The organism is Streptomyces sp. CBMA156 (assembly GCF_014596515.1).
Lineage (GTDB): Bacteria > Actinomycetota > Actinomycetes > Streptomycetales > Streptomycetaceae > Kitasatospora.
The window spans coordinates 25001-33634 of record NZ_MSJQ01000215.1; the positions used below are offsets into that span (position 1 = coordinate 25001).

The window sequence follows — 8634 nt, forward strand, 5'->3', positions numbered from 1 at the left end:
CCGGCTTCCCACTCCACGCCGATCGCGTCCCCGGCCTCAGCGGTTTCCGACCGCCTGCTTGACCAGCGTCCGCCCGAAGTCCCACATCAGGCCGCTCCCCCGGTGGGCCTCGTCCATGATCTCGGTGAAGGCGTCCACGAACCGGTCCACGTCGCGCTCGGTGATGATCAGCGGTGGAATCAGCTTGATCACTTCCAGGTGGTCCCCGGACACCTGGGTCAGGATCCGGTGCCGTTGCAGCAGCGGCACCACCACCATCTGCGCGAAGAGCCCCTTGCGCGCCGCCTGGAGCGCGGCCCAACCGGTGCGCAGCTTGAGCGACTTGGGCCGGCCGAACTCGATCCCGATCATCAGTCCGCGCCCGCGCACCTCGGCCAGCAGTTCGTACCTGTCGACCAGCGCGGCCAGCCGCTCGCGGAGGTGATCGCCCACCTTGCGCGCGTTCTCCACCACCTGCTCGTCGTGCATCACCTCCAGGGTCGCCAGCCCGGCCGCCATGGCCTGGGCGTTGGACCCGAAGCTGGCCGAGTGCACCAGCACCCGGTCCATCGAGGAGTACACCTTCTCGAAGATCCAGCTCTTGCCGAGCGTGGCGCCGACCGGCACGTATCCGCCGGACAGCGCCTTGGCCGCACAGACCAGGTCGGGCAGCACGCCGTCCTCGTGCTGGTAGGCGAAGAACTCGCCGGTGCGGCCGAGACCGGTCTGCACCTCGTCGCAGATCAGCAGCGCCCGGTGCTCGTGCAGCAGGGCCTGGGCGGCGCGCAGCCAGCCGGGCGGCGGCGCCTGGACGCCCTTGCCCTGGATCGGCTCGACGATCAGCCCGGCGACGTCGCCGCGCTTCAACTCCTTGGCCAGCGCGCCGATGTCGCCGAGCGGGATGGCGGTGTCCGGCAGCAGCGGGTCGAAGCCCTTGCGGAAGCCGCTCTCCCCGTTGACCGAGAGCGAGCCGGTGGTCAGCCCGTGGAAGGCGTGGTCGGCGTAGAGGATCCGCCGGCGCCCGGTGGCGTACCGGGCGAACTTCAGCGCGGTCTCCACCGCCTCGGTGCCGCTGTTGCCGAAGAACACCCGGTCCAGCCCGGGGGTGTGGGAGAGCAGCCGCTCGGCCAGCAGCCCGGGCAGCGGTGAACAGTCGAAGCGGACCAGGTCCGGCAGGTCGAGGTCCATCACCTGCCGGATCGCCGAGCGCACCACCGGGTGGTGGCGGCCGAGCGCGAAGATCCCGAAGCCGGCCAGCATGTCGAGGTACTCGTTGCCCTCGGCGTCGTAGAAGTACTGGCCCCGGGCGCGCTCGTAGTACTTGTCGAAGCCGATCGTGTGCAGCATCCGCGGCAGCTGCGGGTTGAGGTAGCGGCTGTGCAACTCGTAACGCTCGCCGCCTCGTTCGGCGATCAGCGCGGCGAGGTCGAAGGCGGGGCGGTCTGGGTCAGCCGGCATGGCGCGGGTTCGCTCCTCGGGTCGGTAGCAGGTTCTTGGCGACGACGGCGGTCTGCGCGGCGACCCCGGTCCCGGTCAGTCCGGCCTCTTCCAGGATCTCCCCCCGCGAGGCATGGCCGAGGAACTCCTGCGGCAGGCCGAGCACCCGGACCGGCACGTCCACGTCGGCGTCGCGCAGCGCCTGGGCTACGGCCGAACCGACGCCGCCGGTACGGCCGTTGTCCTCGACGGTGACCACCAGCCGGTGGGCGGCGGCCAGTTCGGGCAGCACCGGGTCGACCGGCTTGACCCAGCGCGGGTCGACCACGGTCGCGGTGAAGCCCTCGGCGAGCAGCAGCCGGGCCGCGTCCAGACAGGCGGAGGCGGTGGTACCGACCGCGACCAGCAGGATCTCCGGTTCCCGCCCGGTGCGCAGCAGCACGTCCACCCCGCCGATCCGCTCGACGGCCGGCACCGCGGGCCCGACGTTGCCCTTCGGGAAGCGCACGACGGTTGGCGCGTCCCCGACCTCGACGGCCTCCCGCAGCTGGGCCCGCAGTTGCTCGGCGTCGCGCGGCGCGGCGAGCCGCAGGCCGGGCACGACCTGGAGGATCGACATGTCCCACATGCCGTTGTGCGAGGCCCCGTCCGGCCCGGTCACCCCGGAGCGGTCGAGTACGAAGGTGACGCCCAGCCGGTGCAGGGCGACGTCCATCAGCACCTGGTCGAAGGCCCGGTTGAGGAAGGTCGCGTACACCGCGACCACCGGGTGCAGCCCGGCGGTGGCCAGGCCCGCCGCGCTGGTGACGGCGTGCTGCTCGGCGATGCCGACGTCGAAGGTGCGGTCGGGGAAGGCCTTGGCGAACGGGGCCAGGCCCACCGGCTGGAGCATGGCCGCGGTGATCGCCACCAGGTCGGGCCGCTCGGCCCCGAGCGTGACCAGCTCGTCCCCGAACACCGACGTCCAGGAGACGCCGCCGCTGGGCGAGATCGGCAGACAGGTGTACGGGTCGATCGGGTTGACGGCGTGGAAGCGGTCGGCCTCGTCCTGCTCGGCCGGCCGGTAGCCGCGCCCCTTGACGGTGAGGCAGTGCACGATCACCGGACCGCCGAAGTTGCGGGCCTGGCGAAGGGCCTGCTCGACCGCGCCCAGGTCGTGGCCGTCGATCGGCCCGAGGTACTTGAGGCCGAGGTCCTCGAACATGCCCTGCGGGGCGAAGGCGTCCTTGAACCCCTTCTTGGCGCCGTGCAGCGCGTCGAAGATCGGCTGGCCGACCAGCGGGGTCCGCTGCAGGGCCTCCTTGCCGAGCGCGAGGAAGCGCTCGTAGCCCTGGGTGGTGCGCAGGGTGGCCAGGTGGTTGGCGAGGCCGCCGACGGTCCTGGCGTAGGAGCGCTCGTTGTCGTTGACGACGATGACCAGCGGCCGGTCGCGGGCCTCGGCGATGTTGTTGAGCGCCTCCCAGGCGAGCCCTCCGGTGAGCGCGCCGTCGCCGATCACCGCGACGGTGTGCCGGTCGTGCTGGCCGAGCAGCCGGGCGGCCTTGGCCAGGCCGTCGGCGTAGGAGAGCGCGGTGGAGGCGTGCGAGTTCTCCACCAGGTCGTGTTCGGACTCGCCCCGCGAGGGGTACCCGGAAAGGCCGCCGCGCATCCGCAGCCGGGTGAAGTCCTGGCGGCCGGTGAGCAGTTTGTGGACGTAGCTCTGGTGGCCGGTGTCGAAGACGATCCGGTCGTACGGCGAGTCGAAGACCCGGTGCAGCGCGATGGTCAGCTCCACCACGCCGAGGTTGGGCCCGAGGTGGCCGCCGGTGCGGGTGACGGCGTCGATCAGGAAGTCTCGGATCTCGTCGGCGAGCAACGGGAGTTCGACCGCCGGGAGCTTGCGCAGCTCGGCCGGGGACGTGACGCGGGAGAGCAGTGACATGGGTACACCTCACGACTCGAAGCGGTGCGGTGATGCCTCCGCCCCGGGGGGGGGGGACGGGCTCGATGCCCATCCCCTCTCGGGGGCGGAGCCGGCCCGGGCGCGCGGGGCCCGGGCCGGGGTTCCGACTTGAAGGTCAACTCCCGTTTCAGCGGCCGTGGTTGCCGCTGACGGTCTCGGTGATCGCGCGCAGCGACTGCTGCAACGACCCCATGGTCGCGAGGACGGCGGTCGGCTCGTAGCCGCAGTGCGCCATGCAGTTCTCGCAGCGCGGGTCCCTGCCGCGGCCGTACTTGCTCCAGTCGGTCTGTTCGACCAGCTCGCGGTAGGTCGGCACGTAGCCGTCCGCCATCAGGTAGCAGGGCCGCTGCCAGCCGAACAGCGAGTAGTTGGGGATGCCCCAGGGGGTGCACTCGAAGTCGGCCTTGCCCTCCAGGAAGTCCAGGAAGAGCGGGCTGTGGTTGAGGCGCCAGCGCCGGCGGTTGCCGTCTGCGAAGGCCTTGCGGAAGAGCTCCCTGGTCTGCTCCACACCGAGGAAGTGCTCCTGGTCGGGGGCCTTCTCGTAGGCGTAGGCGGGCGAGATCATCATCTCGTCCACCTTGAGCTCGTCGTTGAGGTAGTCCAGGACGTCGATGACGGTCTGCGCGGTGTCGGTGTTGAAGAAGGTGCTGTTGGTGGTGACCCGGAAGCCGCGCCGCTTGGCCTCCTTGATCGCCGCCACCGCCTCGTCGAAGGTGCCCTCCTTGGCCACCGACTCGTCGTGCCGCTCGCGCAGGCCGTCGATGTGCACCGCGAAGGTGAAGTACGGCGAGGGCGTGAACTTGTCCATCTTCTTGCGCATCAGCAGCGCGTTGGTGCAGAGGAACACGTACTTGCGGCGCTCGACCAGCTGCCGGACGATCTCGTCGATCTGCGGGTGCATCAGCGGCTCGCCGCCGGCGATCGAGACCATCGGGGCGCCCGACTCCAGGACCGCGCCGACCGCCTGGGCCACTGGCATCCGCTGCTTCAGGACGCCCGCCGGGTGCTGGATCTTGCCGCAGCCCTCGCAGGCGAGGTTGCACGCGAAGAGCGGTTCCAGCTCCACGATCAGCGGGAACTTGTCCCGTCGCTTGAGCAGCTTCTGCTGCATGAGGTAGGTGCCGACCCGCACGGTCTGGCGCAACGGCATGGCCATGGCTAGCTCGCCTCCTGGGGGAGCGTCGAGGATGTGGGGTGGTTCAGGTCTGCGGAGCCCGGCGCGCGCTCCTGCCGGTACCAGTCGACCAGGGCGGGCACCGTCGCCCGCAGGGTCCGCCAGGCGCGCACCCCGGCGGGGAGGGTGCCGGGCCGCAGCAGCTCGTGCTCGGGAGTGTCCACCACCACCCGCAGGACGGCCACCGGCAGCGCGGGCCGCATCTCGCGCAGCGCGGCCAGGACGGCGGCGGCCTCCATGTCGACGGCGAGCGCGCCCTGGAGGTGCAGGGCCCGCCGTTCGATGCCGCGCACCACGTGGTCGGCGGTGTGGTGCACCCCGGTGTGGACGCTCAGGCCGCGCGCCTTCAGCGCCCTGGTCAGCGCCTCCCCGGAGTCCAGCGGGTACAGGTGGCCCTCTGCGTTGCGCACGCCGTCGGCGGCGACCACGTCGCCCGGCAGCACGCCGGGGCCGAGCGCGGCGCCGAAGCCGGCCACCACCACGGCGCCGTAGCCGTCGGGCGCGGAGCCGAGCAGCCGCCGCACGGCCAGCCCGGCGCGCCGCCGGCCGACCCCGGTGCGCACCAGTACCGGGGACCCTCCGGCGGAGCCGCGCCAGTCACCGCCGCGCAGGGCCCACACCTCGGGGCCCAGGGCGCAGAGCACCAGCAGGGGGGCGGTGGTCACCGCGCCGCCCCGATCGGCGGGGTGCCGTCGGTCCGGATCGTGCCCGGCTCGCCGTTGAGGTAACGGCCGAGCGCGGTGATCGGGAAGACCAGCCGGTACAGGTGGTAGTTGATGGAGAAGTCCCACGGGAACCCGGTGCCGGTGAACTGCGGCTCGTCCCAGGTGCCCTCGGGCAGCTGGGTGCGCACCAGCCACTCCACGCCGCCTTCCACCGCCGGGTTGGCCCGGCCCTTCGGCCCCTCCCCCGCCGCGAGCAGCGCCATCAGCGCCCACGCGGTCTGCGAGGCGGTGGAGTCGCCGCGCCCGGCCCAGCGCGCCGGGTCGTCGTAGGAGCGCATGTCCTCGCCCCAGCCGCCGTCGGCGTTCTGCCGGTCCTCCAGCCAGCGAACCGCCCGGCGGATCGCCGGGTGCTCGTCCGGGACTCCGGCCGCCACCAGGGCGGGCAGCACCGAGCCGGTGCCGTAGATGTAGTTGGTGCCCCAGCGGCCGAACCAGGAGCCGTCCGCCTCCTGGTTGCGCAGCAGCCACTCGATGCCGCGCCGGGTCCTGGGGTCGCGGGAGCGGCCGGTCTCCGCGAGCATCTCCACCACGTGCGCGGTGACGTCGGCGGACGGCGGGTCGACCACCTCGCCGAAGTCGCAGAACGGCAGCTTGTTGGGCAGCGTGCTGGTGTTGTCCACGTCGAAGGCACCCCAGGCGCCGTTCTTGGACTGCATGCCGAGGTTCCACAGCACGCCCCGGTCCATCGCCGCGTCCACCTTGGCCTGGTCGGGGTGGGCGACCCTGCGCAGCGCCAGCACCACCTCGGCGGTGTCGTCGATGTCGGGGTAGGTCTCGTTCTCGAACTCGAAGGCCCAGCCGCCGGCGGGGAGCCCGGGCCGCTGGACGGCCCAGTCACCGCGCTTGCGGATCTCCTCGCCGAGCATCCAGTCGACGGAGGAGACCAGGGCCGGGTGGTCGGCCGGCACCCCGCCGTCGACCAGCGCGATGGTGGCCAGGCAGGTGTCCCAGACGGGCGACTGGCAGGCCTCCAGCCAGCGCTTGCCGTCCTCGGTGTGCACGGTGAAGCGGTCGAAGGAGGAGAGACCCGCCTTCATCACCGGGTGCTCCAGCTCGTAGCCCTCCAGGTGCAGGGCGATCAGCGAGTAGACGGCCGGGGGCTGGATGCCGCCCCAGCAGCCGTCGGCCTCCTGCCGTTCGACGATCCAGCGGCAGGCCTGCGCCACGGCGAGCCGGCGCAGCGGGCGGAAGGCCCGGCGGTGGTAGGCGTGCAGCGCCTTGTCGAGGCGCTCGAAGAGGCCGTCCCAGGTGTTGGCGGGGGCGAGCGGCCGGTGGGGGTACGGGTCGTCCGGGTCGGTGTGCAGCTCGGTGAGCGCGAAGGGGGCCGGACGGACCGGGCGGTGCGCCGAGACGACGGTCAGCGGGACGATGGTCTGCCGGGCCCAGCAGCCGAAGGCGTAGATGTTCAGCGGCAGCCACCTGGGCAGGAAGATGATCTCCGGCGGCATCTCGGGCAGCCGCTCCCAGGGCCACCAGCCGAACAGGGCGAGCCAGATCCGGGTGAACACCCGGGCGGCCGCGATGCCCCCTGCGGAGCGGACGTAGCGCGCGGCGGCCAGCATGTGCGGGGCGTTCGGGTCGTCTCCGGCCAGCTTGAGCGCGACGTACGCCTCGACGGTGGTGGACAGTTCGGGCGGCCCGCCGTGGAAGGTGCCCCAGGTGCCGTCCTCGCGCTGCTGGGAGCGGATCCACTCGGCGGTGGCCCTGGTCTGCTCCTCGGTGCGGATTCCCAGGAACTGGCGGAGCAGTAAGTCCTCGGCGTCCATGGTGACGTTGGTCTCCAGGTCGCCCTTCCACCAGCCTTCGGAGGACTGCAGCGAGAGCAGGTGGGTGGTGGCGCGGGCCAGGGCCTCCCGCGCGTCGGCCGGTCTGAGGTCAGCCTCACCGGCCGGCCGCAGCTGGTCGGTGTCCTCGGGCTGCCACCGCCCCGTACCCAGCAGGGCCGGGGGGCGGTCGCCCACCGCGACCGGCTCGGAATCGTACTCAGGGTCGAGCCGGCCGTCCGCGGTTGCTGTCAACGTAACGTCACCTCTCTCGTACCACCACGAATTCGGCGAGTGCGACGAAGTGCTCGCGCACCTCGTCGGTCATGGGCACCTCGTCCAGGGCGGCGAGGGCAGTCGTGTGCCGGCGGCGGGCCTCCTCCTGGGTCCAGGCACGGCCGCCGGCCTCCTCGATCAGCGCGGCCCGGGCGGCGAGCTCGGGCTCGCTCTCCTCTCCGCGTCCCTTGGGGTCGGCCAGTTGCTCGGCGAGCCGGCGCGAGGCGGCTCCGCCCTCGGCCAGCGCGGCGGCCACCGGCAGGGACTTCTTGCGCTGGCGCAGGTCTCCCCAGTGCGGCTTGCCGGTGACCTCGGTGGCACCCCAGATGCCGAGCAGGTCGTCCACCGCCTGGAAGGCCAGGCCCAGGTGGTGGCCGTAGCGCTGGAGCGCGTCGGAGACCTTGTCGTCGGCGCCGGCCAGGACCGCGCCGATCGCCGAGGCGGCGGCCAGCAGGGCCGCCGTCTTGCCGCCCTCCATCTCCAGGCACTCCGCGACGGTGACGCTGTCGCGCTGTTCGAAGGCGACGTCCATGGCCTGGCCGTCGATCAGCCGGCGGGTCGCCGTGGTGAGCAGCCGGACGGCCCGCGCGGCGTCGGTGGCGCTCGTGCCGCCGGTCACCGCGGCGTCGAGCAGCACCTCGGTGCCGAGCGTCGCCAGGGCGTCGCCGACCAGGATCGCCTGGGCCGGCCCGAAGACCGTCCAGGCGGTGGCCCGGTGCCGTCGGGTCTCGTCACCGTCCATCAGATCATCATGGAGGAGGGAGAAGTTGTGCACCAGTTCAACCGCGACCCCGCCCGGCACCCCCACCTCGGCCGCCGCGCCGGTGGCCCGGGCGGACAGCAGCGCCAGCGCCGGGCGCACGGCCTTGCCGCCGTCGCCGGTCACCGGGGTGCCGTCCCGGTCGATCCAGCCGAAGTGGTACGCGGCGACGGTGTCCATGGGTGCGGCCAAACGGGCGACGGCGGCCCGTAGCGGCGGAGTGCACAGCGTGCGGCTGCGGGCGAGCAGCTCCGGCACCGAGACCGGTTCGGCGTGCGCCGTGCCTCCGACGGCGAAGCCGGTGCGTGACTCCACGTGCGTTCCCTCTCCCTCGTGGTGCCGGACCGCACGTGGCGGCCGGGTGCCGTCGGTGCGGCTGGTGTCGAATCCTGTGGTGCCGGTGCGCGTGGTGCCGGTGCGGCCGCTCGGGCCGCTCCCGGTGGTTGCCCCGGTGCGCACGACGGTACGCCCGTCGGCTCTGGCGGGCTCTCCGGCGGCGGGGCCCGCCGTCACCTGGGCCACCTCCCGTCGCCGCGGTCCACCGGCATCCGGGTGCCGCCCGCGGCGAGCGCGGCGTC

At 72.8% G+C, this 8634-nt stretch carries 6 protein-coding genes; all 6 read right to left on the reverse strand.

Annotation, left to right across the window (positions count from 1 at the left end; all coding sequences use genetic code 11):
• Nucleotides 1–36: 36 nt before the first annotated feature.
• Complete coding sequence (locus BU198_RS18130) at nucleotides 37–1437, reverse strand: aspartate aminotransferase family protein (protein ID WP_188297906.1); 1401 nt, start codon at nucleotides 1435–1437, stop codon at nucleotides 37–39.
• Nucleotides 1427–3337, reverse strand: coding sequence for a 1-deoxy-D-xylulose-5-phosphate synthase (gene dxs / locus BU198_RS18135; RefSeq protein WP_188297907.1), 1911 nt, complete (start codon nucleotides 3335–3337; stop codon nucleotides 1427–1429). The genes BU198_RS18130 and dxs overlap by 11 nt, the downstream gene beginning before the upstream one ends.
• 148 nt (nucleotides 3338–3485) lie before the next feature.
• Entirely contained in the window at nucleotides 3486–4514 is a 1029-nt protein-coding gene (gene hpnH, locus BU198_RS18140; protein ID WP_188297908.1) for an adenosyl-hopene transferase HpnH, read from the reverse strand.
• A gap of 2 nt (nucleotides 4515–4516) precedes the next feature.
• Nucleotides 4517–5197, reverse strand: coding sequence for a 1-hydroxy-2-methyl-2-butenyl 4-diphosphate reductase (locus tag BU198_RS18145; RefSeq protein ID WP_188297909.1), 681 nt, complete (start codon nucleotides 5195–5197; stop codon nucleotides 4517–4519).
• Nucleotides 5194–7275, reverse strand: coding sequence for a squalene--hopene cyclase (gene shc, locus BU198_RS18150; RefSeq protein ID WP_411293198.1), 2082 nt, complete (start codon nucleotides 7273–7275; stop codon nucleotides 5194–5196). The genes BU198_RS18145 and shc overlap by 4 nt, the downstream gene beginning before the upstream one ends.
• Before the next feature lie 7 nt (nucleotides 7276–7282).
• The gene (locus BU198_RS18155; protein ID WP_188297522.1) at nucleotides 7283–8371 is read right to left on the reverse strand and encodes a polyprenyl synthetase family protein; all 1089 of its coding nucleotides are present in this window, start codon (nucleotides 8369–8371) and stop codon (nucleotides 7283–7285) included.
• Between the last annotated feature and the right edge of the window lie 263 nt (nucleotides 8372–8634).